Source organism: Streptomyces sp. RPA4-2, assembly GCF_012273515.2.
GTDB lineage: Bacteria > Actinomycetota > Actinomycetes > Streptomycetales > Streptomycetaceae > Streptomyces > Streptomyces kaempferi.
The window spans coordinates 5,169,621-5,194,849 of the sequence record NZ_CP050975.2 but is presented as its reverse complement, the minus strand read 5'-3'; the positions used below and the strand labels follow the sequence as shown (position 1 = coordinate 5,194,849).

The 25,229-nt window shown below is 70.6% G+C and carries 19 protein-coding genes and 3 pseudogenes; 11 read left to right on the top strand and 11 right to left on the bottom strand.

Features of this window, described 5'->3' with window-relative positions:
* Nucleotides 1–91: 91 nt before the first annotated feature.
* The 4 genes and pseudogenes from ilvD to HEP85_RS22675 form a co-directional block, all read right to left on the bottom strand.
* Nucleotides 92–1,945, bottom strand: coding sequence for a dihydroxy-acid dehydratase (gene ilvD, locus HEP85_RS22690; RefSeq protein WP_168529378.1), 1,854 nt, complete (start codon nt 1,943–1,945; stop codon nt 92–94).
* Nucleotides 1,946–2,094: 149 nt separating this feature from the next.
* Nucleotides 2,095–2,709: a TetR/AcrR family transcriptional regulator gene (locus HEP85_RS22685; RefSeq protein WP_168529376.1), complete on the bottom strand. Its 615-nt coding sequence runs from the start codon at nt 2,707–2,709 to the stop codon at nt 2,095–2,097.
* Nucleotides 2,706–3,530, bottom strand: coding sequence for a sugar phosphate isomerase/epimerase (locus HEP85_RS22680; RefSeq protein WP_168529374.1), 825 nt, complete (start codon nt 3,528–3,530; stop codon nt 2,706–2,708). The genes HEP85_RS22685 and HEP85_RS22680 overlap by 4 nt, the downstream gene beginning before the upstream one ends.
* 200 nt (nt 3,531–3,730) lie before the next feature.
* Nucleotides 3,731–4,662: pseudogene (locus HEP85_RS22675) on the bottom strand (Ppx/GppA family phosphatase).
* 71 nt (nt 4,663–4,733) lie between these two features.
* Between HEP85_RS22675 and HEP85_RS22670 the strand changes: the two are divergent.
* Nucleotides 4,734–5,594 (top strand): hypothetical protein, encoded by an 861-nt coding sequence (locus HEP85_RS22670; RefSeq protein ID WP_168529370.1) that lies wholly within the window; start codon nt 4,734–4,736, stop codon nt 5,592–5,594.
* Nucleotides 5,595–5,597: 3 nt separating this feature from the next.
* On the opposite strand, the pseudogene HEP85_RS22665 reads toward HEP85_RS22670, so the two are convergent.
* Nucleotides 5,598–7,357, bottom strand: a pseudogene (locus tag HEP85_RS22665) (hypothetical protein).
* A gap of 273 nt (nt 7,358–7,630) precedes the next feature.
* Here HEP85_RS22665 and radA point away from each other — a divergent pair.
* Together radA and disA are read left to right on the top strand one after the other, a co-directional pair.
* Nucleotides 7,631–9,040: a DNA repair protein RadA gene (radA, locus tag HEP85_RS22660; protein WP_168529368.1), complete on the top strand. Its 1,410-nt coding sequence runs from the start codon at nt 7,631–7,633 to the stop codon at nt 9,038–9,040.
* A 68-nt stretch (nt 9,041–9,108) separates the two neighbouring features.
* Complete coding sequence (gene disA / locus HEP85_RS22655; protein WP_168529366.1) at nt 9,109–10,233, top strand: DNA integrity scanning diadenylate cyclase DisA; 1,125 nt, start codon at nt 9,109–9,111, stop codon at nt 10,231–10,233.
* 143 nt (nt 10,234–10,376) lie between these two features.
* Here the strand turns inward: disA and HEP85_RS22650 are convergent, their stop codons facing one another.
* Nucleotides 10,377–11,186, bottom strand: coding sequence for a hypothetical protein (locus tag HEP85_RS22650; protein ID WP_168529364.1), 810 nt, complete (start codon nt 11,184–11,186; stop codon nt 10,377–10,379).
* Nucleotides 11,187–11,673: 487 nt separating this feature from the next.
* Between HEP85_RS22650 and HEP85_RS22645 the strand changes: the two genes are divergently transcribed.
* The 5 genes from HEP85_RS22645 to cseC all read left to right on the top strand — a co-directional run bounded on the left by HEP85_RS22645 (nt 11,674) and on the right by cseC (nt 16,428).
* On the top strand, nt 11,674–12,594 hold the full coding sequence (locus tag HEP85_RS22645; RefSeq protein WP_168529362.1) for an A/G-specific adenine glycosylase: 921 nt from the start codon (nt 11,674–11,676) through the stop codon (nt 12,592–12,594).
* A 268-nt stretch (nt 12,595–12,862) separates the two neighbouring features.
* Nucleotides 12,863–13,414 (top strand): SigE family RNA polymerase sigma factor, encoded by a 552-nt coding sequence (locus HEP85_RS22640; protein WP_168529360.1) that lies wholly within the window; start codon nt 12,863–12,865, stop codon nt 13,412–13,414.
* Nucleotides 13,415–13,464: 50 nt separating this feature from the next.
* A complete protein-coding gene (locus HEP85_RS22635; protein ID WP_168529358.1) occupies nt 13,465–14,061 on the top strand; it encodes a hypothetical protein in 597 nt (198 codons plus the stop codon).
* A 29-nt stretch (nt 14,062–14,090) separates the two neighbouring features.
* Nucleotides 14,091–14,801 carry a two-component system response regulator CseB gene (cseB, locus tag HEP85_RS22630; protein WP_168529356.1) on the top strand — a complete coding sequence of 237 codons (711 nt, stop codon included), beginning with the start codon at nt 14,091–14,093 and terminating at the stop codon, nt 14,799–14,801.
* A 334-nt stretch (nt 14,802–15,135) separates the two neighbouring features.
* Nucleotides 15,136–16,428 (top strand): two-component system sensor histidine kinase CseC, encoded by a 1,293-nt coding sequence (cseC, locus tag HEP85_RS22625; protein ID WP_168533912.1) that lies wholly within the window; start codon nt 15,136–15,138, stop codon nt 16,426–16,428.
* A gap of 122 nt (nt 16,429–16,550) precedes the next feature.
* On the opposite strand, the gene HEP85_RS22620 is transcribed toward cseC, so the two are convergent.
* Nucleotides 16,551–18,143 (bottom strand): MDR family MFS transporter, encoded by a 1,593-nt coding sequence (locus tag HEP85_RS22620; RefSeq protein ID WP_168533910.1) that lies wholly within the window; start codon nt 18,141–18,143, stop codon nt 16,551–16,553.
* A 197-nt stretch (nt 18,144–18,340) separates the two neighbouring features.
* On the opposite strand from HEP85_RS22620, the gene HEP85_RS22615 reads away from it, so the two are divergent.
* Nucleotides 18,341–18,940: a TetR/AcrR family transcriptional regulator gene (locus tag HEP85_RS22615; protein ID WP_168529354.1), complete on the top strand. Its 600-nt coding sequence runs from the start codon at nt 18,341–18,343 to the stop codon at nt 18,938–18,940.
* 34 nt (nt 18,941–18,974) lie between these two features.
* On the opposite strand, the gene HEP85_RS22610 is transcribed toward HEP85_RS22615, so the two are convergent.
* Together HEP85_RS22610 and HEP85_RS22605 are read right to left on the bottom strand one after the other, a co-directional pair.
* The gene (locus HEP85_RS22610; protein WP_168529352.1) at nt 18,975–19,622 is read right to left on the bottom strand and encodes a M23 family metallopeptidase; all 648 of its coding nucleotides are present in this window, start codon (nt 19,620–19,622) and stop codon (nt 18,975–18,977) included.
* A gap of 783 nt (nt 19,623–20,405) precedes the next feature.
* The gene (locus HEP85_RS22605; RefSeq protein WP_168529350.1) at nt 20,406–22,931 is read right to left on the bottom strand and encodes an ATP-dependent Clp protease ATP-binding subunit; all 2,526 of its coding nucleotides are present in this window, start codon (nt 22,929–22,931) and stop codon (nt 20,406–20,408) included.
* Between the two features lie 430 nt (nt 22,932–23,361).
* On the opposite strand from HEP85_RS22605, the gene HEP85_RS22600 reads away from it, so the two are divergent.
* Together HEP85_RS22600 and HEP85_RS22595 are read left to right on the top strand one after the other, a co-directional pair.
* Nucleotides 23,362–23,967 carry a hypothetical protein gene (locus HEP85_RS22600; RefSeq protein ID WP_369657806.1) on the top strand — a complete coding sequence of 202 codons (606 nt, stop codon included), beginning with the start codon at nt 23,362–23,364 and terminating at the stop codon, nt 23,965–23,967.
* Nucleotides 23,927–24,124 (top strand): annotated as a pseudogene (locus HEP85_RS22595) (hypothetical protein); the annotation flags it as partial. The gene HEP85_RS22600 and the pseudogene HEP85_RS22595, both read left to right, overlap by 41 nt.
* Here the strand turns inward: HEP85_RS22595 and HEP85_RS22590 are convergent.
* Entirely contained in the window at nt 24,103–24,438 is a 336-nt protein-coding gene (locus HEP85_RS22590) for an Lsr2 family protein (protein WP_168529346.1), read from the bottom strand. The pseudogene HEP85_RS22595 and the gene HEP85_RS22590 sit on opposite strands and share 22 nt — an antisense overlap.
* Before the next feature lie 227 nt (nt 24,439–24,665).
* Nucleotides 24,666–25,229, bottom strand: a complete 564-nt coding sequence (locus HEP85_RS22585; protein WP_168529344.1) for an amino-acid N-acetyltransferase — start codon at nt 25,227–25,229, stop codon at nt 24,666–24,668.

Below are 25,229 nucleotides of genomic sequence, written 5' to 3'. Positions count from 1 at the left end.
CCGGCCGGGCGGAACGGACCATGCGGAGGGGCCGCTCCCGGCGGGAGCGGCCCCTGGAGTGCGCGGTGGTGGGTCAGTGCGCGGTGGTGGGTCAGCCCAGCTTCGAGACGTCGCGCACCGCGCCCTTGTCCGCGCTCGTCGCCATCGCGGCGTAGGCGCGGAGCGCGGCCGAGACCTTGCGGTCGCGGTTCGCGGGGGCGTAGACGCCGTTCAGGGCGGAGTGGCGGGCTGCCAGCTCCTCGTCGGCGACCAGGAGCTCGACCGAGCGGTTGGGGATGTCGATGCGGATGCGGTCGCCGTCCCGGACCAGGGCGATGGTGCCGCCGGAGGCCGCCTCGGGAGAGGCGTGGCCGATCGACAGACCCGAGGTGCCGCCGGAGAAGCGGCCGTCGGTGATCAGGGCGCAGGTCTTGCCGAGGCCGCGGCCCTTGAGGAACGAGGTCGGGTAGAGCATCTCCTGCATACCCGGGCCGCCCTTGGGACCCTCGTAGCGGATGACGACGACGTCGCCGTGGGTGATCTCCTTGCGGAGGATCTTGTCGACGGCCTCCTCCTGCGACTCGCAGACCACCGCGGGGCCCTCGAAGGTCCAGATGGACTCGTCGACACCCGCCGTCTTCACGACACAGCCGTCCACCGCCAGGTTCCCCTTGAGGACCGCCAGGCCGCCGTCCTTGGAGTACGCGTGCTCGGAGGAGCGGATGCAGCCGTTCTCCGCGTCCTCGTCCAGGGCCTCCCAGCGCTCGGACTGGGAGAAGGCCTCGGACGAGCGGACGCAGCCGGGGGCCGCGTGCCACAGTTCGACCGCCTCGGGGGACGGGGAGCCCGCGCGCACGTCCCATGTCTTCAGCCAGTCCGAGAGGGACGGGCTGTGCACGGAGTGGACGTCCTCGTTGAGCAGGCCGGCCCGGTGCAGCTCGCCGAGCAGGGCCGGGATGCCGCCCGCGCGGTGCACGTCCTCCATGTAGTACGTGCGGTCCTTCGCGACGTTCGGGGCGACCTTGGCGAGGCAGGGCACGCGGCGCGAGACGGCGTTGATCTCGTCCAGCCCGAAGGGGACGCCCGCCTCCTGGGCGGCGGCCAGCAGGTGCAGGATCGTGTTGGTGGAGCCGCCCATGGCGATGTCGAGGGCCATGGCGTTCTCGAACGCCGCGTGCGTGGCGATGTTGCGCGGCAGGACCGACTCGTCGTCCTCGTCGTAGTAGCGGCGCGTGATGTCGACCACCGTGCGGGCCGCGTCCTCGTACAGCCCCTTGCGGGCCGTGTGGGTGGCCAGCACCGAGCCGTTGCCGGGGAGGGAGAGGCCGATGGCCTCGGTCAGGCAGTTCATCGAGTTGGCGGTGAACATGCCGGAACAGGAGCCGCAGGTCGGACAGGCGTTCTCCTCGATACGGAGGATGTCCTCGTCCGAGATCTTGTCGTTCACCGCGTCGGAGATCGCGTCGACCAGGTCGAGCGTACGGACCGTGCCGTCGACCAGGGTGGCGCGGCCGGACTCCATCGGGCCGCCGGAGACGAAGACCGTCGGGATGTTCAGGCGCAGGGCCGCCATCAGCATGCCGGGCGTGATCTTGTCGCAGTTCGAGATGCAGATCAGGGCGTCGGCGCAGTGGGCCTCCACCATGTACTCGACCGAGTCCGCGATCAGGTCGCGGGACGGCAGGGAGTACAGCATGCCGCCGTGGCCCATCGCGATGCCGTCGTCGACCGCGATGGTGTTGAACTCGCGCGCGATGCCCCCGGCGGCCGTGATGGCCTCGCTGACGATCCGGCCGACCGGCTGCAGGTGGGTGTGGCCCGGCACGAACTCCGTGAAGGAGTTGGCGACCGCGATGATCGGCTTCCGTCCGATGTCCGCGCCCGGTACACCGGAGGCACGCATAAGGGCGCGTGCGCCCGCCATGTTGCGGCCGTGGGTGACTGTGCGGGACCTCAGTTCGGGCATCGTCGCTCGCTCCTTCGGAGAGTTGTGACCGGTATCGAGCCTACGCCGCCGCGCCAGGATTCGGACGGGGCGTCCGGAATGCGGGATGACTGTCTCGATGCGCGGGTCCCGTGCGACGCGCCGCACGGGCGCGCGGCGGGAGACGCCGCTCAGGGAAGGGTGAGGTGGCCCTGTACCACCGGGGCCACGCGCGCGATGATCGCCTCCAGGTCCGCCGAGGCCAGCGGCTCGACCCTGATCACGTAACGGAGCATCGCCACCCCCACCAGCTGGGCGGCGGCCAGCTCGGCGCGCAGTTCGGCGTCGGGGAGGTCGACCTGCTGGGCGATGCGGCGCAGCAGCTGGGCGGCGATGAGCCGGCGGAAAACGGCCGCGGCGGTCTCGTTGTTCACGGCGGAACGGACGATCGCCAGGAGGGGCGCGCGGGTGGCCGGGTTCTCCCAGATGCCGAAGATGAAGCGGGTCAGGCGTTCCCCGACGCCGTCGAGGGGGCCGTCCTCGACCGCCACGGGGGCCGCCAGGGCGGGGGCGAAGGCGACCTCGATGGCCGCCTCGAAGACCTGCTCCTTGGTGCCGAAGTAGTGGTGCACGAGGGCGGAGTCGACCCCGGCGGCCTTCGCGATGCCACGGACCGACGTCTTCTCGTAGCCCCGCTCCGAGAACTCCTCGCGGGCCGCGTCGAGGATGCGGTCGCGGGTGGCGGGGGCCGCCTCCGTCTGCGTACGGGAGGGGCGCCCCCGGCGGCGCGGGGCTGCGTCCGTCACCGGCGGGGCACCTTGACGGCGGAGGCGAGGTGCAGGCGGGTGAAGGCGAGGGCCTCGGCGAGGTCCGCCTCGCGTTCGGCGCTGGACATCGCGCGGCGGGTGTTGACCTCGATGACGACGTGGCCGTCGAAGCCGCCGAGCGCGAGGCGCTCCAGCAGCTCGGCGCAGGGCTGGGTGCCGCGGCCCGGGACCAGGTGCTCGTCCTTGTTGGAACCGTTGCCGTCGGCGAGGTGGACGTGGCCGAGGCGGTCGCCCATGCGGTCGATCATCTGCAGGGCGTCCGTGCGGGCGGTCGCGGTGTGGCTGAGATCGATCGTGTAGTGGCGGTAGTCGTCCTTCGTGACGTCCCAGTCGGGGGCGTACGCGAGCATCTCGCGGTCCCGATAGCGCCAGGGGTACATGTTTTCGACGGCGAAGCGGACGTCCGTCTCGTTCGCCATCTGCCAGATCCCGGTGACGAAGTCGCGCACGTACTGGCGCTGCCAGCGGAAGGGCGGGTGCACGACGACGGTGCTCGCGCCGAGCTTCTCGGCTGCCGACCGGGCCCGCTGGAGCTTGGTCCAGGGGTCGGTGGACCAGACGCGCTGGGTGATGAGCAGGCAGGGGGCGTGGACGGCGAGGATCGGGATCCGGTGGTGGTCGGAGAGCCGGCGCAGAGCGTCGATGTCCTGGCTGACGGGGTCGGTCCACACCATGACCTCGACACCGTCGTAGCCGAGGCGCGCCGCGATCTCGAAGGCCGTCGCCGTCGACTCCGGATACACGGACGCCGTGGACAGCGCGACCTTCGCATCCGGGATGCGCACCACTGGTTCTGCCACGAGGGACAGAGTACGGGGAGTGGCCTGAGCACGGGGAGGCGGTGACCCGCGGACCCCCCGGAACCGGCCGTCCCGCCCTCAGGGGCCCCGCGAACGGGCCCCCGCCCCTGGACCCCCGATCGCCCCGATCGCCCCGAAAGGCTCGCCCTCACACGCCTGACGGGCCGAGGACATGACCCCGGAGGCCTGTCGAGAAGGGGCTACACGGATTCCATCTGGTCCAGACGCCGCAGGATGACGCCCTCCCGAAGGGCCCAGGGACAGATCTCCAGGGTCTCCACCCCGAAGAGATCCATCGCCCCCTCGGCGACCATCGCCCCCGCGAGCAGCTGCCCGCCCGCCCCGGGGAGACCCCGGGGAGCTCCGCCCGCTCGCCGACCGTCATCGAGGCGAGCTTCGGCACCCAGTCCTGCAGAGAACGCCGCTTCAGCTCGCGCTGCACGTACAGCCCGTCCGTGGAGCGCGCCGCCCCGGCCAGCCGGGCGAGCTGCTTGAAGGTCTTGGAGGTGGCGACGACATGGTCGGGGGCGCCGAAGCGGCTGAACTCCCCGACCGTACGGGCGATCTGCGCCCGGACATGACGCCGCAGCGCCTTGATGTCGGCCGGATCCGCGGGATCGGCCGGCAGCCAGCCCGCGGTCAGCCGCCCCGCGCCGAGCGGCAACGACACCGCCGCGTCCGGCTCCTCGTCCAGGCCGTACGCGATCTCCAGCGATCCCCCGCCGATGTCGAGGACCAGCAGCTTGCCCGCCGACCAGCCGAACCAGCGACGGGCGGCCAGGAACGTCAGCCTGGCCTCCTCCGCACCCGTCAGCACCTGGAGCTCGACACCGGTCTCGGCCTGCACCCGGGCCAGTACGTCGTCCGCGTTGCTGGCCTCACGCACGGCGGAGGTGGCGAACGGCAGCATCGCCTCGACACCCTTGTCCTCGGCGGCCTCCAGCGCGTCCTGGACCGTCTCGATGAGTTTGTCGACACCGTCGGAGCCGATCGCCCCGCTCTCGTCGAGCAGTTGGGCGAGCCGCAATTCGGCCTTGTGCGAGTGCGCGGGCAGCGGGCGCGCGCCGGGGTGTGCGTCCACCACCAGCAGATGCACCGTGTTCGAACCCACGTCGAGGACACCGAGTCTCATGTACGGAACGCTACTGCGGCCGGGCCCGCCCGCCGTCCCCGGAGCGGCCTCCGGCGACTTACCCTGGACGCGTGCCAAAGACGAAAAAGGCGAAGCCTGACAATTCGGCCAAGGGTTCTTCGCAGGCGAAGGCCACCAAGTCCAAGAAATCCCCGAAGGCGGCGCCGGTGAAGGCCTCGGCGTCCGACGAGAAGGGACTCGACTTCGCGCGGGCATGGGTGGAGTTTCCGGATCCCGCCGATGACGAGCAGGTCTTCCGGTGCGATCTGACATGGCTGACCTCTCGCTGGAACTGCATCTTCGGCAGCGGCTGCCAGGGCATCCAGGCCGGTCGCGCCGACGACGGCTGCTGCACGCTGGGGGCCCACTTCTCGGACGAGGACGACGAGAAGCGGGTGGCCGGGCACGTGGCGAGGCTCACTCCGGACCTCTGGCAGCACCATGACATCGGCCTGGAGTCGGGCTGGGTGTCGCAGGACGAGGACGGCGAGCGCCAGACGCGCCCGTACGAGGGCTCGTGCATCTTCCAGAACCGGCCCGGTTTCGCCGGTGGCGCGGGCTGCTCGCTGCACATCCTGGCGGTCAAGGAGGGCCGCGAGCCGCTGGAGACCAAGCCGGACGTGTGCTGGCAGCTGCCGGTGCGCCGGACGTACGAGTGGATCGACCGGCCCGACGACACCCGGGTGCTCCAGGTCTCGATCGGCGAGTACGACCGCCGGGGCTGGGGTCCGGGCGGCCACGACCTGCACTGGTGGTGCACGTCGGCGACCTCGGCCCACGGAGCGGGCGACCCGGTGTACGTCTCGTACCGCCCGGAGCTCGTGGAGCTGATGGGCAAGGCCGGGTACGACCGGCTGGTCGAACTCTGTGAGCAGCGGCTGGCCTCGCAGCTGCCGCTGCTCGCACCGCATCCCGCGGACCCGGTCGCCTGACCGTCAGGACGGGACCGGGTCGCCGGTGCCCGCGGGCGGCGGGGTCGAGCCGTCCGGGTTCGACGGGGTCGGGTCCGTGGGCGTGGGGGTCGGCGACGGGGCGGAAGGGGTCGGCGACGGGTCGGGACCGGACGAGGGCGTCGCCGAGCCGGGGCCGGACGGCGTGGGGCTGCCGGGCGCCGGACCGGGGCCGGACCCGCCGGGGGCGGACGGGCCCGCGCTCCCGTACCCGCCGATCGTGACCACGGCGCCCGCGGGTGCGATCGCCACGCGCGCGCTCCAGGGGCCAGCTACTGGCGGAGCTGGTCCACGTACACCTTGATCGTCACCGACTCTCCGGGGGCGAGCGCGCCCGAGGAGCGGCTGAGGTAGAGCCAGGGCGCTCCGGAGCGCGCGGACCAGTGGACCGTCGAACTCCCGGACGCGGTCAGCCTGATGAAGGTCGTGTCGCCGCTGCCCGTGGCCTGTACGGAGAGGTGCCCCGCGGCGCTGCCCGCGCCCGCGGCACTGGTGACCTCCACGGACACGTCGGGCGTGCCGTCGCCCTTGGCGAAGCGGCCGCCGGGTCTGGTGCTGGCGTTGCCCGCGTTCTCGTAGCCGCCCGCGTTCTCGCCGCCGATGCCGTCGTGGCCGTGCGCCTCGCTCGCGGTGGCCTGGCGGCCGTCGGCGCCCTCTCCGGTGAGGGGCGCGCCGCGGTAGGCCGCCCAGAGGGCGAACACGGGCGCGGCGACGACGGTGGCGACGACGGTCGTGGTGACGGCGCGCGCCCGCAGCCGGTCCCGGCGGGCGGCCCGGTCCTTGGGGTCCATCGGGAAGCCGCGCCGGTCGAAGCGCGGCGCGCCGCCCCGCGTCCGCGGGACGTGCTCGAGCGCGATGTGCAGGGCGGCGCGCGGGGCCTGCAGGACGGGGAGCGCGGCGGGCGTGACCGTGCCGGGCCAGGTACCGGGCGCGGCGCGTTCGGCGGTGCGGCGGCAGCGCGGGCAGTCGTCGACGTGCCGGACGAGTTCGCGGCGCAGGCCGGCGCTCAGGACCAGCTGGCTGTCGCCGGTGAGGCGGGCGACGCTCGGGCAGGTGCCGGTCTCGACGACGGCGAGGGCGGCGCGGGTGCGTTCGACCTCACAGGCGGCGGAGGCGAGCAGCTCGCGCGCCTTGGTGGCGTCCATGCCGAGGACGGCGGCGACCTCGTGGGCGGCGAGCTGGTGGCGGACGGCGAGTTCGAGCGCCTCCCGCTGCTCGGGGGTGGTGCCGGCGGCCTCCGGCCAGGCCAGCAGGGCGAGTTCGCGCTGTCGCTGGGCCCGGGCCTCTTCGGAGACGGGGGCGGCGAGCGCCTCGGCCGCGCGCCGGTCGGCGGCTTCCTTGTCGCCCTTGCCGCCCTTGGGGGTCGTGCGGCGGCCGGAGGTGTGCGTCGCCTGGTGTCTGCGCCGGGCCTCGGTGAGCTTGCGCAGGCAGGACCAGCGGGCGAGCGCGTACAGCCAGGCCCGGCGGTCGTCCTGGGACTCCGGGGAGCGCTGGCCCCGGCGGTCGGCGAGCGCGAGGACGTCGCCGAGCGCGGCGGTGGCCGCGTCGTGGTCGCACAGCACGGACAGGCAGTAGGTGAACAGGCCGTCCAGATAGGGCTCGTAGCGCGCGGGAGGGCGCTGGGCCATCGTGCGGGCCGATGCGCCACGGGGCAGGGTCACCCGCTTGCGCGCTGCACCGTGCGCCCGGTGTGCGCCGGTGGTGTGCGTGGTGTGTGTCGAGGTCTCCGGACTGCTGCTCATCACCCGTGCGACCGTAGGTGCCCGACCACGACCCCTTCTTCCCCCTTGAGCATATTTAATCCGTACGGGTGAAACGATCCCTCATAAGGGGACACGAACCCCCGATTCCCTGGCCTGGACCTTCACGGGCGGCGACGGACGGGGGGCGCGCGACCCGTCCCCGTCGGCGGGAGCCCCCGGCGCGACAGGGGAGAACCGAGGGAGCGGGCCGGTGACGAGTTCGCGGCGGGCACGACGGCCGACCGCGCTGTCGGTGGCCTCGGCTACGGTTCGGTCATGGCTGCCCGTACGAAAACCGCGAAGGACCGTCCGTCCTACCGCTGCACCGAGTGCGGATGGCAGACGGCCAAGTGGCTCGGCCGCTGCCCCGAGTGCCAGGCGTGGGGGACGGTCGAGGAGTACGGCGCACCCGCGGTCCGGACCACGACGCCCGGCCGTGTCACCACCTCCGCGGTGCCCATCGGCCAGGTGGACGGCCGCCAGGCCACCGCGCGCAGCACCGGCGTACCCGAGCTGGACCGCGTCCTGGGCGGCGGTCTGGTGCCCGGCGCGGTCGTCCTGCTCGCCGGCGAGCCCGGCGTCGGGAAGTCCACCCTTCTCCTGGACGTGGCGGCGAAGGCGGCGAGCGACGAGCACCGCACGCTGTATGTGACGGGTGAGGAGTCGGCGAGCCAGGTCCGGCTGCGGGCCGACCGCATCAAGGCCATCGACGACCACCTCTATCTGGCCGCGGAGACCGACCTGGCCGCCGTCCTCGGCCACCTGGACGCCGTGAAGCCGTCACTCCTCATCCTCGACTCGGTCCAGACCGTCGCCTCCCCGGAGATCGACGGCGCCCCGGGCGGCATGGCCCAGGTCCGTGAGGTCGCCGGGGCACTCATCCGCGCCTCCAAGGAGCGCGGCATGTCGACCCTCCTCGTGGGCCATGTCACCAAGGACGGCGCGATCGCCGGCCCCCGCCTGCTCGAACACCTCGTGGACGTCGTCCTGAGCTTCGAGGGCGACCGGCACGCCCGCCTCAGGCTGGTCCGAGGCGTCAAGAACCGTTACGGGACGACGGACGAGGTCGGCTGCTTCGAGCTGCACGACGAGGGCATCACGGGCCTGACCGACCCCTCCGGTCTCTTCCTCACCCGGCGCGCCGAGCCGGTCCCGGGCACCTGTCTGACCGTGACCCTGGAAGGCCGCCGGCCCCTGGTCGCGGAGGTGCAGGCCCTCACGGTGGACTCGCAGATCCCCTCCCCCCGCCGGACGACCTCCGGTCTGGAGACCTCCCGCGTCTCCATGATGCTGGCCGTCCTGGAGCAGCGGGGCCGGATCACCGCCCTCGGAAAACGTGACATCTACTCGGCGACGGTCGGCGGTGTGAAGCTCTCCGAGCCGGCCGCCGACCTCGCGATCGCCCTCGCGCTCGCGTCCGCGGCGAGTGACACTCCTCTCCCCAAGAACCTCGTCGCGATCGGCGAAGTGGGCCTCGCCGGGGAGGTCAGACGGGTCACGGGGGTGCAGCGGCGACTGGCCGAAGCCCACCGACTGGGCTTCACCCACGCCCTCGTTCCGAGCGATCCGGGCAGGACGCCACCCGGTATGAAGGTCCTGGAAGTCGCCGACATGGGCGAGGCGCTGCGGGTCCTTCCGCGCTCCCGTCGTCGAGAGGCCCCACGGGAGGACGAAGAGCGCCGGTAGACTTTGCCCTGGTCTCGCCCGTCCGTACGAACCCAGGGCGACCGGAAACCCGCGACCGGAGGAGTGCAGTGGCAGCCAACGACCGGGCAGCAGCTCCCGGAAAGTCCGGTGGGAGCTCCGGTGCCGATGGCCTGATGCGCGCCTCATTGAGCGCCGTGGCACCCGGCACGGCCCTGCGCGACGGGCTCGAACGAATTCTCCGCGGCAACACCGGCGGACTCATCGTGCTCGGCTGGGACAAGACCGTCGAGTCGATGTGCACCGGCGGCTTCGTACTGGACGTGGAGTTCACCGCGACCCGGCTGCGCGAGCTGTGCAAGCTCGACGGCGGCATCGTGATCGACAAGGACCTCACCAAGATCCTCCGGGCGGGCGTGCAACTGGTGCCGGACCCGACGATCCCCACCGAGGAGACGGGTACGCGGCACCGCACCGCGGACCGGGTGAGCAAGCAGGTCGGCTTCCCCGTCGTCTCGGTCTCCCAGTCGATGCGGCTCATCGCCCTCTACGTCGACGGTCAGCGCCGCGTCCTGGAGGACTCCGCCGCGATCCTCTCGCGTGCCAACCAGGCTCTCGCGACCCTGGAGCGCTACAAGCTCCGCCTCGACGAGGTCGCGGGCACGCTCTCCGCACTGGAGATCGAGGACCTGGTCACCGTCCGGGACGTGTCGGCGGTGGCCCAGCGTCTGGAGATGGTGCGCCGCATCGCGACCGAGATCGCCGAGTACGTGGTGGAGTTGGGCACCGACGGACGTCTGCTCGCCCTCCAGCTCGACGAGTTGATCGCGGGCGTGGAGCCCGAGCGTGAGCTGGTGGTCCGCGACTACGTGCCCGAGCCCACCGCGAAGCGCTCCCGCACGGTCGACGAGGCCCTCTTCGAGCTGAACGCCCTCGCCCATGCCGAGCTGCTCGAACTGCCCACGGTGGCAAGGGCGTTGGGTTACACCGGCTCCCCCGAGGCACTCGACTCCGCGGTCTCGCCGCGCGGCTTCCGGCTCCTCGCGAAGGTCCCGCGTCTGCCCGGCGCGATCATCGACCGTCTCGTCGAGCACTTCGGCGGTCTGCAGAAGCTTCTCGCGGCCAGCGTCGACGATCTCCAGGCGGTCGACGGGGTGGGCGAGGCGCGGGCGCGCAGCGTACGCGAGGGGCTTTCGCGGCTGGCGGAGTCGTCGATCCTGGAACGGTACGTCTGACGGACCCCCCGGTGCCCCGGGGATGCGGATCACCCGGGGATGCGGATCACCCGGCGATCCGGGTCACCCGGCGATCCGGGTCACCCGAGGATCCGGACCGCTCGGGGATTCGGACCGCCCAGGGACCTGGACCGCCCGGCGCCTCAGTCCTGCGACAGCACGAACGAGGTCTGTGCCTTCGCCAGCCCCGGCGCCTTCGCCTCCACCAGGTAGGTGCCCGCGGACGCCGAACCCGCCGGGGGCGTCGCGCACTCGGGGGCACTGGCCGTGCGGTCCCAGTCCACCGTGTAGGTCACCTGGCCGCCGGCCGGAACACGGAAGAAGAGACTCGAGACGTCCTTGGGGCAGTCGGCGGAGGACCAGAAACTCTTGTCCTCCCCGGCCTGAGTGATCGTCAGGACGGCTTTCTTCGGGCCGAGGTCGACCTTGCAGTCGCTGCCGGAGGAGTTCTTCGCGATCAGCTGGACCGAGGGCTTGGCGCCGGGTCCGTACGAGTTGTGGACGCTGCGCAGGGTCAGCTTGACCGCGCCCGCCGCACAGTTGGGGAGAGTGGAACCGGCCGGGACCTGATCGGCGGATCCGGCGGAGCCGGTGCCTCCGCCGTGGGAGCCGCCGTCCGAGCCGCCGGTGCCTCCGGCTGATCCACCGCCGGAACCGTCCCCGTCGCCGGATCCGTCGCCGCTGCCACCGCCGGTGTTCGCGCTGCCGCTCGACTCGTCGCGTCCGCCCGGGTGTTGGCTTATCGCCGGGCCGGATCCCGAGGGTCCCGGGGTGATCGTCTCCACGGGGCCCTTCCCGTTGGAACCGTCCGCGCCCTTCTTGCCGCCGCCCCCGGTGCTGACGATCCAGACCGTCAGCAGCGCCAACAGAGCGACCAGAGACAGCAGAACGGCCCTCCGACGCCAGTAGATGGTGGAGGGTAGCGGCCCGACCGGATTGCGCAGAGATCCCACGGCGCAAACTGTACGAGAGATCGGGGCCGGGGCTTGCCCCACCCGCCGCCCTGGGCGTCAACTTTTCCGGATCATCATCTCGACAGCCCGGTCCAGTTGTCGCCCCCGCCCGGATTTCGCCCCCGCCGCCCCTACCCTCCCCCAAGCTCTCGGCTTCGCTCGAGCAGGGGGGACCCCCATCATCCGTACCTGGGGGCTCCGCCCCCAGACCCCCGCTCCGGCCTTAAGGGCCTTGTCCTCAAACGCCGGACGGGCTGAAAATCCGCAGCCCAGGCTTAAGCACCATCAGCCCGTCCGGCGATTCGGGCGATGCGGGGGTCCAGGGGCGCAGCGCCCCTGGCGGGGTCCGGGGCGGAGCCCCAGGGACGGGTCGGGTAGGGGCGGCGGGGGCGAGGAACCCGGGCGCGCGCCGGGGGCGGTCGCGCAACCCGCCCATGTACGCGAGAAGCACGCCCCGGCACCGACCCATGGCAGGATCGGAAACGTCATGACTGCACCCACCTTGCCCACACCCAGCCCCCAGCCCACCACCTCCGGCGAGACCCTGCACGAGCCGGTGATCACCTGGTTCGACGAGCACGCCCGCGACCTCCCCTGGCGCCGCCCCGACGCCGGCCCCTGGGGCGTGATGGTCAGTGAGTTCATGTTGCAGCAGACCCCGGTGAGCCGCGTCCTGCCCGTGTACGAACAGTGGGTGGCCCGCTGGCCCCGCCCCGCCGACCTCGCCAAGGAGGCGCCGGGCGAAGCCGTCCGCGCCTGGGGCCGCCTCGGCTACCCCCGCCGCGCCCTCCGGCTGCACGGCGCCGCGGTCGCCATAACGGAACGCCACGGCGGCGACGTACCCACGGAGCACGCACAGCTGCTCGCGCTGCCCGGCATCGGCGAGTACACGGCCGCGGCGGTGGCGTCCTTCGCGTACGGCCAGCGGCACGCCGTGCTGGACACGAACGTCCGCAGGGTCTTCGCGCGGGCCGTGGCCGGCGTGCAGTACCCGCCGAACGCCACCACGGCCGCCGAGCGCAAGCTCGCCCGCGCCCTGCTCCCCGAGAGCGAGCGCACCGCCTCCCGCTGGGCCGCCGCCTCCATGGAACTCGGCGCGCTGATCTGCACGGCGAAGAACGAGAGCTGCCACCGCTGCCCGATCGCCGCCCAGTGCGCGTGGCGGCTGGCGGGCAAGCCGGCGCACGACGGCCCGCCGCGCCGTGGCCAGACGTACGCCGGGACCGACCGTCAGGTGCGCGGCAAGCTGCTCGCCGTACTCAGGGAGGCCGTCACGCCCGTCCCGCAGTCCGCCCTGGACCGCGTGTGGGAGGAACCGGTGCAGCGGGCCCGGGCTCTGGACGGGCTCGTCGCCGACGGACTCGTCGAACCCCTCACGGGTGGTTTGTATCGGCTGCCCCTGACCTAGTCACGACCGTCACGCACTCCACGGACTGCCAAATCATCCCCAACCGGGGCATGTAGCCACCTCGCCCTACCCGTCCCCTCCTTCCGTTACACAACCGACGTACAGCCGAGTGCTCGTCGCAGGCTGTCTCGGACAACCCCGTGACAACGCCTCCGTAGCTTCATTCCCGTACCGCACACACAGCGGAACGACAGCGGTGCACAGGCGATGGACAACCGGCAGCAGGCGTCAGCAGGCGGGTCGGAAACGGGGATGGAGGCGGTTGATCATGGCGCACGGCGAGGTGCTCGAATTCGAGGAGTACGTCCGCACTCGGCAGGACGCGCTGCTGCGCAGTGCCCGTCGCCTGGTCCCCGACCCCGTGGACGCCCAGGACCTGCTGCAGACCGCGCTCGTACGCACGTACGGCCGCTGGGACGGCATCGCGGACAAGCGGCTGGCCGACGCGTACCTGCGCCGCGTGATGATCAATACGCGGACCGAGTGGTGGCGGGCGCGGAAGCTCGAGGAGGTGCCCACCGAGCAGCTCCCGGACGCCCGCGTGGAGGACTCCACCGAGCAGCACGCGGACCGCGCGCTCCTCATGGACATCATGAAGGTGCTGGCTCCGAAGCAGCGCAGCGTCGTGGTGCTGCGACACTGGGAGCAGATGTCCACGGAGGAGACGGCCGCCGCGCTCGGCATGTCGGCCGGAACGGTCAAGAGCACGCTGCACCGGGCGCTGGCCCGGCTCCGCGAGGAGCTGGAGAGCCGGGACCAGGAGGAGCGCGGCGCCCGCGCGCTCGAACCGGGTAAGGAGCGGGAGCGTTGCGCGGCCTAGGAATTCGGGCCAGGAGTACCGGCCGGGTACTGAAGGCGGGGGGTGCGGCGATGGCCGTGCTCGCCGCCCTCGGCCTTTTCCTGACCGCTTGTGCCACGGGTGGTACGGGCGCCCGTGACGAGGGCCCGGCGGGCAGTGAGGCGGTGGCCAAGGGGCCTACGACGCCCACCACCTCCCCCTCGGCCACGAAGGCCCCCAAGCGGGTGGACGTGGTCAAGCTCGTCAAGGACGACCCCGAGGTCAGTCCGTCGGTCAAGAGCGCCCTCAAGCCGTGCGTGGCCGACGAGTACCCGGTGGACGTGTCGTACGGGGAACTGACCGGGGGACCCTCGGACGACGTCGTGGTCAACGTGATGACCTGCGGAGACGCCGTCGGCATCGGCTCCTACGTGTACCGCGAGGAGAAGGGCCGGTACGAGAACGTGTTCAAGACCGAGGAACCGCCGGTCTACGCGGAGATCGACCGGGGCGATCTGGTGGTCACACAGCAGCTGTACAAGAAGGGCGACCCGGTGTCGTACCCCTCCAGCGAGGAAGTGATCACCTACGGCTGGTCCGCGACCCACTTCACCGAGGAGTCCCGGACGCACAACGACTACAGCAATGCGGTGGGCGCCACCGACGCCCCCTCCCCCGCCGCGAACTGAAGAGCAGACGGAACAAACGGAGCAGCCGGATGGCAGAGCAGACCCACGTCCTGTTCGTCGAGGACGACGATGTCATCCGCGAGGCCACACAACTCGCGCTGGAGCGGGACGGCTTCGCGGTCACCGCCATGCCCGACGGCCTGTCGGGCCTGGAGGCGTTCCGCGCGGACCGCCCCGACATCGCCCTGCTGGACGTCATGGTCCCCGGCCTCGACGGCGTCAGCCTGTGCCGCCGTATCCGTGACGAGTCCACCGTCCCCGTGATCATGCTGTCGGCGCGGGCCGACTCGATCGATGTCGTCCTGGGTCTGGAGGCGGGCGCCGACGACTACGTGACGAAGCCCTTCGACGGTGCCGTGCTGGTCGCCCGCATCCGCGCGGTGCTGCGGCGCTTCGGGCACGCGAGCGGCCCGAACGCGGGTACGGACACGCCCTCGCCGGTCGGCGGTGGCCTGCTCTCCTTCGGGGACGGGGACCTGGAGATCGACACCGAGGGCATGGAGGTGCTCAAGGGCGGGGTGCCGGTCGCGCTGACCCCCACCGAGATGCGGCTGCTGCTGGAGTTCTCGTCCGCGCCGGGCACGGTGCTGAGCCGTGACAAGCTGCTCGAACGCGTGTGGGACTACGGCTGGGGCGGTGACACCCGCGTCGTCGATGTCCATGTCCAGCGACTGCGGACGAAGATCGGCCAGGACCGGATCGAGACGGTCCGCGGTTTCGGCTACAAGTTGAAGGCCTGAGCAGGGTATGCGGGGGATGTTCCAGCGCCGGAACCCGGCGGACGACGACAGACCGGGCATCGGCATCGGCATCGGCATCGGCATCGGCGGATCCGGCACCGGCTCCGACGGGCCGGCCGCCGACTTCGGTGGGCCGGGCGCCGACTTCGGTGGACCTGGCACCGTCCACGGCGGACCGATCGGCGTCGCCGTCCACGGCGGCGTCGGCGGGACGGGTGGGGCCGGCGGCAGGGCGGCCGGCCGCAGCGGGTCCGTCGGCTTCGCCGCCCGCACGGGCACGGGCGGCGGCAGGCCCGAGCGCGGTGGGCGGGCCACCGCGGCCGGACACACCGGCATGCGCACCGGCATCCGGTGGAAGCTGAGCGCGGCCATCGCCATGGTCGGCGCCCTCGTCGCGGTCGCGCTGAGCCTCGTCGTGCACAACGCGGCCCGCGTCTCGATGCTCGACAACTCGCGTGATCTGGCGGACGAGCGGATCCAGGTCGCCCAGCGCATGTACGAGTCCGGTCGCACGCAGTCCTTCGGGGTCAAGGTCGACGACCCGACGATCCCGGGAGACCTGCTGGCGAAGGTCAAGGAGGGACGGCGAGCCACCTACGTGACCGACCGCCCCAACGGCGTGCCGGACATCTGGGCGGCCGTGCCCCTCAAGGACGGCCGTGTCCTCTCGCTCCACACCGGGTTCACGGACCGCAACACCGACGTCATGAAGGACCTCGACCAGGCGCTGATCATCGGCTCGATCGCGGTCGTCTTCGGCGGCAGCGCCCTCGGCGTACTGATCGGCGGTCAGCTGTCGCGCCGGCTGCGCAAGGCCGCGGCCGCCGCGAACCAGGTCGCCAAGGGCGAGACCGACGTCCGCGTACGGGAGGCGATCGGCGGGGTCGTGCGCGACGAGACCGACGACCTGGCGCGGGCCGTGGACGCCATGGCGGACGCGCTCCAGCAGCGCATCGAGGCCGAGCGCCGGGTGACCGCCGACATCGCGCACGAGCTGCGCACCCCGGTCACGGGGCTGCTCACCGCGGCCGAGTTGCTGCCTCCCGGCCGCCCCACGGAACTCGTCCGCGACCGGGCACAGGCCATGCGCACGCTCGTCGAGGACGTCCTGGAGGTGGCCCGGCTGGACGGTGCCTCCGAGCGGGCCGAGCTGCAGGACATCATGCTCGGCGAGTTCGTGGCGCGCCGGGTGGCCGCCAAGGACGCCGACATCGTCGTACGCGTGATCCACGAGTCGGAGGTCACCACGGATCCGCGTCGCCTGGAGCGTGTCCTGTTCAACCTGCTGGCCAACGCGGCACGGCACGGCAAACCGCCGATCGAGGTCTCCGTGGAGGGCCGCGTCATCCGTGTGCGCGACCACGGTCCCGGTTTCCCCGAGGAACTCCTGGCCGACGGCCCCAGCCGCTTCCGTACCGGCAGCAGCGACCGCTCGGGCCACGGCCACGGGCTCGGGCTCACCATCGCGGCGGGCCAGGCCCGGGTGCTCGGCGCCCGGCTGACCTTCCGCAACATCCGGCCCGCGGGCGCCCCGGAGAACATGCCCGCGGAAGGCGCCGTCGCGGTGCTGTGGCTGCCGGAGCACGCGCCCACGAACACGGGCAGCTTCCCCCTGCTGCCGGCGTGAGGGAGCGACACCCCGTCGCGGTACCAGTGCCGCCGCCGGGCCCATGAGCGCCGATGAACGCCCGGGAACGGGAGAAGGCCCCCGGGGCGGACACGCCGGGGGCCTTCGGGTCGAGCGGGAGGTCAGACGGTTTCCGCCAGGGTCTCCTTCGGCGGCGCGTCGTTCGCCGTGGCGTCGGCCTCGGCGGACTTCGCGGGTGCCCCCGCGCCCCGCAGCGGGACCTCCTTCACGAACACCGCCGCCACCAGTGCGCCCAGGGCCACCACGGATCCCAGCAGGAACGCGGAGTGCGTACCGGAGGACACCGCGAACTGATAGGCCTCGCGCGCCGCGGCCGGCAGCTTGGCGAGGCTGGCCGCGTCGAGCTGCGCGGACTGCTCGGTCATCTTGGAGCCCAGCGCCCCGGCCCGCTCGGCCATCACGTCCTGGACGCGGTGGTTGAACAGCGCGCCCATGATCGCGACGCCGAAGGACGAGCCGAGCGTACGGAAGAGGGTGGTGGACGAGGACGCGACGCCCATGTCCTTCATCTCGACGCTGTTCTGCGCCACCAGCATCGTGATCTGCATCAGGCAGCCCATGCCCAGGCCGAGCACGGCCATGTACAGGCCCGAGGTCAGCCTGCTGGTCGCGGTGTCCATCTGCGAGAGCAGGAACAGGCCCACGGACATCAGCACACTGCCGACGACCGGGAACGCCTTGTAGCGGCCGCTGCTGGTGGTGACCCGCCCGGCGACCATCGAGGTGACCAGCATCGCGCCGAGCATCGGCAGGAGCAGCAGGCCGGAGTTGGTCGCGGAGGCGCCCTGCACGGACTGCTGGTACAGCGGCAGGAAGAGTACGGCGCCGAACATCACGAAGCCCGTGATGAAGCCGATGAGGGACATCAGCGTGAAGTTGCGGTTGCGGAAGATGTGCAGCGGCAGGATCGGCGAGGCGGCCTTGGTCTGCACGAAGACGAAGCCGACGAGCGCGGCGACACCGATGCCGATGAGCTCCATGATCCGGGCGGAGCCCCAGGCGTACTCGCTGCCGCCCCAGGTGGTGACGAGCACGATGGACGAGATGCCGACGGTCAGCAGACCGGCACCGAGGTAGTCGATCTTCGCGTCGACCCGCTTCTTCGGCAGGTGCAGCACGGCGCTGACGGCCAGCAGCGCGACGATGCCGAGCGGCAGGTTGATGTAGAAGGACCAGCGCCAGCCCCAGTGGTCCGTGATGGAGCCGCCGACCAGCGGTCCGGCGATCATGGCGAGCGCCATGATGCCGGCCATCATGCCCTGGTACTTGCCCCGCTCACGCGGCGGAATGAGGTCCCCGATGATCGCCATGACGCCGACCATCAGACCGCCGGCGCCCAGGCCCTGGATGGCACGGAAGCCGATCAGCTGTCCCATGTCCTGCGCCATGCCGCTGAGCGCGGACCCGACGAGGAAGATCACGATCGAGGTCATGAAGGCGCCCTTGCGCCCGTACATGTCGCCGAGCTTGCCCCAGATCGGGGTCGAGGCGGCGGTCGCGAGCGTGTACGCGGTGACGACCCATGACAGGTGCTCCAGGCCGCCCAGTTCGCCCACGATCGTAGGCATCGCCGTGCCCACGATCATGTTGTCGAGCATCGCCAGGAGCATCGCGATCATGAGCGCGAGCAGGACGACCCGTACACTGCGTGGTTGTTTCTCGGTCTGTACGACCGCTTCCGTGTTGTCCGCCATCATTCCCACTCCCCTGGGTCCCGCTGGACGCCCACTGGTGTCGGGGCGAGTGCCCCTGCTCCGCTACTTACTTGCCGACCGGCAAGTTGACTACACTGAGGGAAAGTAGTCCCGTAACTAGCCGGGCGTCAAGTAAGTTTTCCTGGATTTGCCCGTGGGGCGGCACGTGCGTATCAAGGAGTGCGAGGAGTACGACGATGGGCGGCGACACCATGGACGGCACCAAGCGGCAGCGACGCGGGGACACCCGCCAGCGCATCCAGGACGTAGCCCTCGAACTCTTCTCCGAGCACGGCTACGAGAAGACCTCGCTCCGCGAGATCGCCGAGCACCTGGACGTCACCAAAGCGGCGCTGTACTACCACTTCAAGACCAAGGAAGACATCCTCAAGAGCCTCTTCCAGGACCTGTCCAGGCCCATGGACGAACTCATCGAGTGGGGACGGCAGCAGCCGCGCACGCTGGCGACGAAGCAGGAGATCCTGCACCGCTACAGCAACGCCCTCGCGGACGCGGCCCCGCTCTTCCGCTTCATGCAGGAGAACCAGGCCGCCGTCCGTGAGCTGCGCACCGGCGAGGACTTCAAGGACCGCATGATCCGCATGATCGACCTGCTCAAGGAGCCGGAAGCGGACCTGACGAACCAGGTCCGCTGCATCAGCGCGCTGTTCTCGATGCATGCCGGGATGTTCATGCTGAAGGACGTCGAAGGCGACCCCGAGGAGAAGCGCAAGGCCATCCTGGAGGTCGCCGTCGATCTGGTGACGCAGGCGCACAGCGGTCCCGTCGCCCCGTGAACCATCACGCCTTCACGGTCACACCCGCGGGTGCTTAGACCGTCACGCCCTTGGCGTGCAGGAAGGCGACCGGGTCGATGGCCGAGCCGTAGTTCGGGGTCGTACGGATCTCGAAGTGCAGGTGCGGCCCGCTGGAGTTCCCGGTGTTGCCCGACAGCGCTATGTGCTGGCCGGTGGTGACGACCTGGCCTATGCGCACGTCGATCCGCGACAGGTGGGCGTACTGGGAGTACGTCCCGTTGCCGTGCTTGATGACGATGGCGTTGCCGTACGCGGGGCCGTCGCCGGCGCCGTTGCCGCCGGCCTTGACGACGGTGCCGCCGTGGGCGGCGGACACGTCGGTGCCCAGCGGAACCGCGAAGTCCTGGCCGGAGTGCTTGTGGGCCCACATGCCGCCGGCCTGGTTGAAGGTGGCGGACAGGGTGTACTTCTTCACCGGGTCGATCCACGAGGCGGCCTTCTTGGCCGTGTCGTGCTGAGCCTTCGAGGCGGCCTTGGCCTGGGCGGCGGCCTGGGTCTGCAGGACACCGGCCGTCGTGCTGGTCGCGGCGCTGTCCAGGGTGCTGGCGGACGCGATCCCGGCGCCCAGTACGACCGTGGCGCCCACCGAGGCGGCGAGGACGGCCGTCCGGCTACGGAGCAGGGACGTGCGGGAGTTACGGGACGTGACACGCTTCGACATCTGAACCTCATGGAGACGGGGACGGGGGACTTGAAACCCATCCGGAGCTCGGTCGCTGCCGGAGGGGGCCATCCCTTGGTAACCCGGACCCCGGCGAATCCCCAAAGCCCCCTTCTACGACGCTAGGTCGTACTTGACCCCGTAACGACCGACTCCTTGACAGAAGTTATGGCATGCACTGATTCGTCCGTTTTTTCTGGAAGAAGTTCGGTTTAACCCCACTTCCCACCCCGCAGAGCACGGCAGGAACGACCTCCCCCCACACCCCGGCAACGGACCCCCGGACCCTCGCACGGGCCCAGCTCGAAATGTCCGTTTTGCCTCCCTGCCTCCGTCCACTAACAGTCCTAGTACGGGACAAATCGCCTGTGCGTCATGTCACGCGGAGGCGCCCGCGGGGCCCCGTCCGACCTCTCGGGCGACCCCCGTCGAGAGGCGATCCGGGCCCTTCCGGGGAGACGAGACGACGGTGGGGGGAGGCAAGGGGAGAGATGGGGCAGCGGAGCGCGCCTCCACACGGACTCAGCGCCGGGGCCCGCCCATACGGAAGCCCTGCACACGGGCCAGCTGTGTACGGAACCTGCACGTGGGTGCGCCTGCGTACGGGCGCCGTGTGGGCGTCTGCCGGGGCCTTCGGCTGACGCGCGCGCCCAAGGCCTCACAGCGGCCCGGGTCCGCCGCCGTGCGCGTACGCGCACGGCCGTGAACAACGAGAAGAGGGGCTGCCCCGGGACCGAAGTCCCGGGGCAGCCCCTCTTCTCCTACTGCGGCGAACCCGGAGGGCTACGCCTCCTTGCTCAGGTTGGGACCGGCCCCACCCGCGGCCTGCTCGATCGGCGGGACGTCGGGCAGCGCCGACTTCTCCTCGCCCCGGAAGGTGAAGGTCACGGTGTCGCCCTCGCCCTCCGTGTCGACGACCACGATGTGACCGGGACGCAGCTCACCGAAGAGGATCTTCTCCGAGAGCGTGTCCTCGATCTCGCGCTGGATCGTGCGACGCAGCGGCCGCGCGCCCAGAACGGGGTCGTAACCCTTCTTGGACAGCAGCTCCTTGGCGGACTGGGAGAGCTCGATGCCCATGTCCCGGTCCTTGAGGCGCTCGTCCACCTTGCCGACCATCAGGTCGACGATCTTGAGGATGTCCTCCTGCGTCAGCTGCGGGAAGACGACCACGTCGTCGACGCGGTTGAGGAACTCGGGGCGGAAGTGCTGCTTGAGCTCGTCCGACACCTTGTTCTTCATGCGCTCGTAGTTGGACTTCGTGTCACCCGTGGCCGCGAAGCCCAGGTTGAAGCCCTTCGAGATGTCCCGCGTGCCGAGGTTGGTCGTCATGATGATGACCGTGTTCTTGAAGTCCACGACCCGGCCCTGGGAGTCGGTCAGGCGACCGTCCTCCAGGATCTGCAGCAGCGAGTTGAAGATGTCCGGGTGGGCCTTCTCGACCTCGTCGAAGAGGACGACCGAGAACGGCTTGCGGCGCACCTTCTCCGTCAGCTGGCCGCCCTCCTCGTAGCCCACGTAACCGGGGGGCGAACCGAAGAGACGCGACACCGTGTGCTTCTCGCTGAACTCCGACATGTCGAGGGAGATCAGCGCGTCCTCGTCACCGAAGAGGAACTCGGCGAGGGCCTTGGACAGCTCGGTCTTACCGACACCGGACGGGCCCGCGAAGATGAACGAACCACCCGGACGCTTCGGGTCCTTCAGACCGGCCCGGGTACGACGGATCGCCTTCGAGAGCGCCTTGACGGCGTCCTTCTGACCGATGACCCGCTTGTGGAGCTCGTCCTCCATGCGCAGCAGGCGGCTCGACTCCTCCTCGGTCAGCTTGAAGACCGGGATGCCGGTCGCGGTCGCGAGGACCTCGGCGATCAGCTCGCCGTCGACCTCGGCCACGACGTCCATGTCGCCGGCCTTCCACTCCTTCTCCCGCTTGGTCTTCGCCGCCAGCAGCTGCTTCTCCTTGTCGCGGAGAGAGGCCGCCTTCTCGAAGTCCTGGGAGTCGATGGCCGACTCCTTGTCGCGGCGGACGCCCGCGATCTTCTCGTCGAACTCGCGGAGGTCCGGCGGCGCGGTCATCCGGCGGATGCGCATCCGGGAGCCCGCCTCGTCGATCAGGTCGATCGCCTTGTCCGGCAGGAAGCGGTCCGAGATGTACCGGTCGGCCAGGGTGGCGGCCTGGACCAGTGCCTCGTCGGTGATGGAGACGCGGTGGTGTGCCTCGTAGCGGTCGCGCAGGCCCTTGAGGATCTCGATCGTGTGCGGGAGGGAAGGCTCCGCCACCTGGATCGGCTGGAAGCGGCGCTCGAGGGCCGCGTCCTTCTCGAGGTGCTTGCGGTACTCGTCCAGAGTCGTCGCACCGATGGTCTGCAGTTCACCGCGGGCCAGCATCGGCTTCAGGATCGAGGCCGCGTCGATGGCGCCCTCGGCGGCACCCGCACCGACCAGTGTGTGGAGCTCGTCGATGAACAGGATGATGTCGCCGCGGGTACGGATCTCCTTGAGCACCTTCTTCAGGCGCTCCTCGAAGTCACCGCGGTAGCGGGAGCCGGCGACCAGCGCGCCGAGGTCCAGGGTGTAGAGGTGCTTGTCCTTGAGGGTCTCGGGCACCTCGCCCTTGACGATGGCCTGCGCCAGGCCCTCGACGACAGCGGTCTTGCCGACACCGGGCTCACCGATCAGGACCGGGTTGTTCTTGGTCCTGCGGGAGAGCACCTGCATGACCCGCTCGATCTCCTTCTCGCGCCCGATGACCGGGTCGAGCTTGGACTCACGAGCGGCCTGGGTGAGGTTCCGGCCGAACTGGTCGAGGACCAGGGACGTGGAGGGGGTGCCCTCGGCAGGACCGCCGGCGGTGGCGGTCTCCTTGCCCTGGTAACCGGAGAGCAGCTGGATGACCTGCTGCCGCACCCGGTTGAGATCGGCGCCCAGCTTGACCAGGACCTGGGCGGCGACGCCCTCGCCCTCTCGGATCAGGCCGAGCAGGATGTGCTCCGTGCCGATGTAGTTGTGGCCCAGCTGAAGGGCCTCGCGGAGCGAGAGCTCCAGGACCTTCTTGGCACGGGGGGTGAAGGGGATGTGCCCGGACGGGGCCTGCTGCCCCTGCCCGATGATCTCCTCCACCTGCTGGCGGACCGCCTCGAGCGAAATCCCGAGGCTCTCCAGGGCCTTAGCGGCGACACCCTCACCCTCGTGGATCAGGCCCAGGAGGATGTGCTCGGTGCCGATGTAGTTGTGGTTGAGCATCCGGGCTTCTTCCTGAGCCAGGACGACAACCCGCCGCGCGCGGTCGGTGAACCTCTCGAACATCGTTAATCGCTCCTCAGAGCGGTCAGGCAGTAAGGGGACGCTCCCCTCCCTGTCCTTCCGCAGCTTAGTCCCGCAAGCGGGGACCGCTCATTCCAACTGCCGACACCGTCCTTGGCCTCCTGACCCCGAACGCCGACATCTGCTCCAACCTGATGGTGCGAGACGATGTTCCCGCAGGCCAGGCAGATACCCTCATGAGCTGTACGCCGATGGCGAACGTGAGGCGCCCAGGCTCTGCGTGTCGCCCCTCCCACTAGGGATGTCTTACCCGTACGCACTGACACTCCATGCGGCGCGCACAGGTTCCCTCCGCTACGGGCGAACATCTTTGCGCCGCCGATCGTCCCCGCGCGCCCCCCTGTTCGACACTCTGCGCTCATCATGAAACACCCAGCGTAACTCTGGAGCCCTTCCGTCGGTTGCTCCTGTCATGGTTCCCACTGTCCCCCTTCCTCGCCGCCCGCTCGACCTGAGCGACCGGACGCGGTGGTGGTACGAGAACGAACTGGGCTGGACGACCGTGCCCGGCTCACCGGTGCGGCTGGCCACCGGCATGCGCTTCGACGTGCTGGAAGTCCCCGCGGAGGCGGGTTTCGCGGCCCTGCGGCACCTCGGTCCGACGTCTCCGGTGGCACTGCGCAGAAACCTGCCGGAACGGCATGGCGAATCCGGTGATTCCGGTGATTCCCCCGATTTCGATGATCCAGGGGATTCCGGAGCGCGAGAGCCCGTTCTTCCGGCGCCGCACGGGGGCTCCGGGGATTCCGCGGTCCGCCCGGGGCACGCACCGCCGCGGTGCGGGGGCCGGCCGGTCCGGCGCGGGGCGCGGATGCGGCTGCTGGTGGCGGCGGGGAGCGCGGAGGAGCTGCCGGGGCTGCTCGACTGGCTGGAGTGGGGCACCCTCGCGCTGGATCTCACGGCGGTCGGGGCGGGCGGGAGCATCGGGGCTCCGCTGCCGCCGGGGGTGCCCGAAGGGCCTATCTCCGCTAAGCGGGTCCGGTCCGCAGGGGGCCGCCGTCTGGCTGCGGCCCCCTGAGCCGGGGTGCGAGGTGGAACCCTCGCTGCCGACTCTGTCGGCCATGGGGGGCGGTGGGGGCGCCCCCGATCTCGTACGACTCGTGGAGACGATGGCGACCCAGTGCCATCGCATCCGATTGCGGCGCGCGAGCGCTCAGCCGTTGGCCTTCTCGTAGGCCTCGCGAATGGACGCGGGAACGCGGCCACGGTCGTTGACCTCGTAACCGTTCTCCTTCGCCCACGCGCGGATCTGCGCGGTGTCCTGGCTGCCACCGGAAGCGACGCGTGCCTTTCCGCGTCCCCCCGAAGCGCGGCCACCGGTACGGCGCCCACCCTTCACGTAGGCGTCGAGAAGACCACGGAGCTTGTCCGCATTGGCGGTCGTGAGATCGATCTCGTAGGTCTTGCCGTCCAACGCGAACGTCACCGTCTCGTCCGCCTCGCCACCGTCGAGGTCGTCGACAAGAAGGACCTGAACCTTCTGTGCCACCGGATTTCCTTTCATCGATAACGTGAGGGCCGAGGGTCTGCGGCGTGGGCCGCCGTTTCGCGTCCCCTGTTATATGCAGTACTGCAGTACGTCGGAAAGCAAACCGCTTTTGCTGGAAAAACACAAACCCCTGGGGGAGACTCGGGGGTCACTGGAAGACCGGAAACATGCGCGTTTCGGACATAGGGAACGCGGGCAAGCCGGTCCGGCGGAATAGTGGCCGGCGATCACAGATGCAGAAGCATCCGGCTGTTGCCCAAGGTGTTCGGTTTCACTCGTTCGAGACCGAGGAACTCCGCGACGCCCTCGTCATAGGAACGCAGCAGCTCGGCGTACACATCGGTGTCGACCGGCGTCTCACCGATCTCCACGAAGCCGTGCTTCGCGAAGAAGTCCACTTCGAAGGTGAGACAGAAAACGCGGCGAACGCCGAGCCAACGGGCGGTGTGCAGCAACTTCTCCAGCAACTGATGACCGACACCTGCGCCCTTGACCGCCGGGTTCACCGCGAGAGTGCGGACTTCCGCGAGGTCTTCCCACATCACGTGCAGCGCACCGCAGCCGACGACCTCGGTACTTGAGCCGGTGTCGCGTTCGGCGACCCAGAACTCCTGGATGTCCTCGTAAAGCGTCACCGTGGCTTTGTCGAGCAGGATGCGGCGTCGGACGTTCGCGTCGAGGAGGCGACGCACGGCCGGGACATCGCCGGTCCTGGCCCGCCGGACGGTGATGGCTTTCGCGGTGTCTCCGGGATGCGGTGCGGGCCGCCGCGCTGGATGCTCTGCTGGCAT

Coding starts and splice junctions, on each gene's coding strand:
- cseB (WP_168529356.1), top strand. CDS start 14,091: ATGGCAGAGCAGACCCACGTCCTGTTCGTCGAGGACGACGATGTCATC.
- radA (WP_168529368.1), top strand. CDS start 7,631: ATGGCTGCCCGTACGAAAACCGCGAAGGACCGTCCGTCCTACCGCTGC.
- HEP85_RS22645 (WP_168529362.1), top strand. CDS start 11,674: ATGACTGCACCCACCTTGCCCACACCCAGCCCCCAGCCCACCACCTCC.
- ilvD (WP_168529378.1), bottom strand. CDS start 1,945: ATGCCCGAACTGAGGTCCCGCACAGTCACCCACGGCCGCAACATGGCG.
- HEP85_RS22615 (WP_168529354.1), top strand. CDS start 18,341: ATGGGCGGCGACACCATGGACGGCACCAAGCGGCAGCGACGCGGGGAC.
- HEP85_RS22585 (WP_168529344.1), bottom strand. CDS start 25,229: ATGCCAGCAGAGCATCCAGCGCGGCGGCCCGCACCGCATCCCGGAGAC.
- cseC (WP_168533912.1), top strand. CDS start 15,136: ATGCGCACCGGCATCCGGTGGAAGCTGAGCGCGGCCATCGCCATGGTC.
- HEP85_RS22605 (WP_168529350.1), bottom strand. CDS start 22,931: ATGTTCGAGAGGTTCACCGACCGCGCGCGGCGGGTTGTCGTCCTGGCT.
- HEP85_RS22635 (WP_168529358.1), top strand. CDS start 13,465: ATGGCCGTGCTCGCCGCCCTCGGCCTTTTCCTGACCGCTTGTGCCACG.
- HEP85_RS22610 (WP_168529352.1), bottom strand. CDS start 19,622: ATGTCGAAGCGTGTCACGTCCCGTAACTCCCGCACGTCCCTGCTCCGT.
- HEP85_RS22620 (WP_168533910.1), bottom strand. CDS start 18,143: ATGGCGGACAACACGGAAGCGGTCGTACAGACCGAGAAACAACCACGC.
- HEP85_RS22640 (WP_168529360.1), top strand. CDS start 12,863: ATGGCGCACGGCGAGGTGCTCGAATTCGAGGAGTACGTCCGCACTCGG.
- HEP85_RS22600 (WP_369657806.1), top strand. CDS start 23,362: ATGGTTCCCACTGTCCCCCTTCCTCGCCGCCCGCTCGACCTGAGCGAC.